Source organism: Methylobacterium variabile (genome assembly GCF_001043975.1).
Taxonomy (GTDB): Bacteria; Pseudomonadota; Alphaproteobacteria; order Rhizobiales; family Beijerinckiaceae; genus Methylobacterium; species Methylobacterium variabile.
Genome location: NZ_LABY01000504.1, coordinates 1 through 1,489 on the forward strand (window position 1 = coordinate 1; position 1,489 = coordinate 1,489).

Sequence of the window (1,489 nt, forward strand, 5' to 3'; positions counted from 1 at the left end):
AAGCTCAGGGCCTCGACCCAGAGACGGCCCGGATCGACGATCTGGAAGACCTGCACCCCAGGGCTGGCCATCTGGCCGGCGACGGCGTTCGCTTCCGCGATGACCCCGTCGACGGGAGCCTTCAGGGCCTCGGGCTGCTGGCGGATGTTGTCGAGGGCGGCGCGGCGGTCGAGAAGGCCTTTGAGCTCGGCCTGGGCGTCCTCGAGCTGCACCTGCGAGACGGAGCCGCCCGGGGCAAGCTTGCGGTAGCGTTCGACCCGCCGCTCCAGGATCGTGATCTGCTGGTCGAGTTCCCCCTGGCGCTGGCGCATGTCGGAGACATCCACCGCCTGAACCGGGGGCGTGACGTAGGCGAGCACCTCTCCCTTGCGCACCCGCGTGCCGAGGCGCGGGAAGATACCTGTCTCTGGCGGCGAGAGCCGGCCGCCGACCGAAGATTGAACGACCCCGCTGGCGCTCGGGTCGGGGACGATGCGCCCCGGGAGTTCGGCGGTCCGGCGCAGGGTGTCGGAGGCCGTCACCACGGTTCGGACGGCGAGCACCCGCTGGGTGGGCTTCGGCACGAAGATCGAGCCGTCGGGCAGGCGGCGCGCGAGGTCCTGCCCACCGGGGGACGGCGCGGCCGTCGGGAAGACCTGGGGCGCGGGCGCGCGCCCGTCCGTCCCACCATCGTGGCCATCGGCCGCGAAGGCGCGGGGTGCGAAGGCGAGGGCGACGACGAGAACGACCAGGGCCGTCGCCGGCAGGTAGCGGCGCCCGCGCATCAGGAGCGTGACCGCGATGCCCAGGAGAAAGCCGATGCCGCCAATGGCCAGCGGCAACGGATCGGACTCCTTGAGGTGGCGCTGGAAGTCGTGGGCTGCGGCGAGCCCGGTTGCCCAGGGAGAGGCTCCAGCCGCCGGCGCGGCCGGTGGCGGCTCCGGAACGATCAGCGTGACCGGGAACATGTCGGTCGCACCGGACACGGTGACGGTAAACAGCACCTCGTGCTCGCCGGGATGCAGGCTCCAATCGGCGTCGAGGCCGTAGCTGCCATCCGGCATCGGCGTGGCACTGGCGGTCCCGTCCGGCGTCTGGGCCTCGACGGCGGCATCCGTCACCGGTTCGTTGGAGCCGGCGCGGTCGAGGAACACGACCAGCCGGCCGTTGCGGGCGATGGCGACCAATTCAAGCGTGTCCGTGCTCGACGAGCCGCGCGGCGCGGTCGCTGTCGGCGAGGCCTGCGCCTCGCTGCCGTGGTCATGGCCTTCGTGGGCGACGGACATCGTCGGCGCTGCGGACCACAAGCCGAGCGCCAGGAGAGCCGCCCGCAGGGCGGGGGCGGAGAGAACACGCATGGGGAGAAACCGAACCTTCGCGACAGGGAGGCTGGCCGGAGCCCTCCCGGGGAGCCGCTCCGGACGCGCGGCCGCGCGCGGACCTCCGGCGAAGCAGCGAGGGGGCGCGGAAAGCGTCTCGGGATGCAGGCTGTGGAACACGCCCCCCCGGG

General features: G+C 72.7%; 1 protein-coding gene. It reads right to left on the bottom strand.

The features are described from left to right. Positions 1 to 1,337 (bottom strand): RND family efflux transporter (locus VQ02_RS34195; protein WP_048448736.1); only part of this gene is annotated, 1,337 nt, incomplete at its 3' end. Between the last annotated feature and the right edge of the window lie 152 nt (positions 1,338 to 1,489).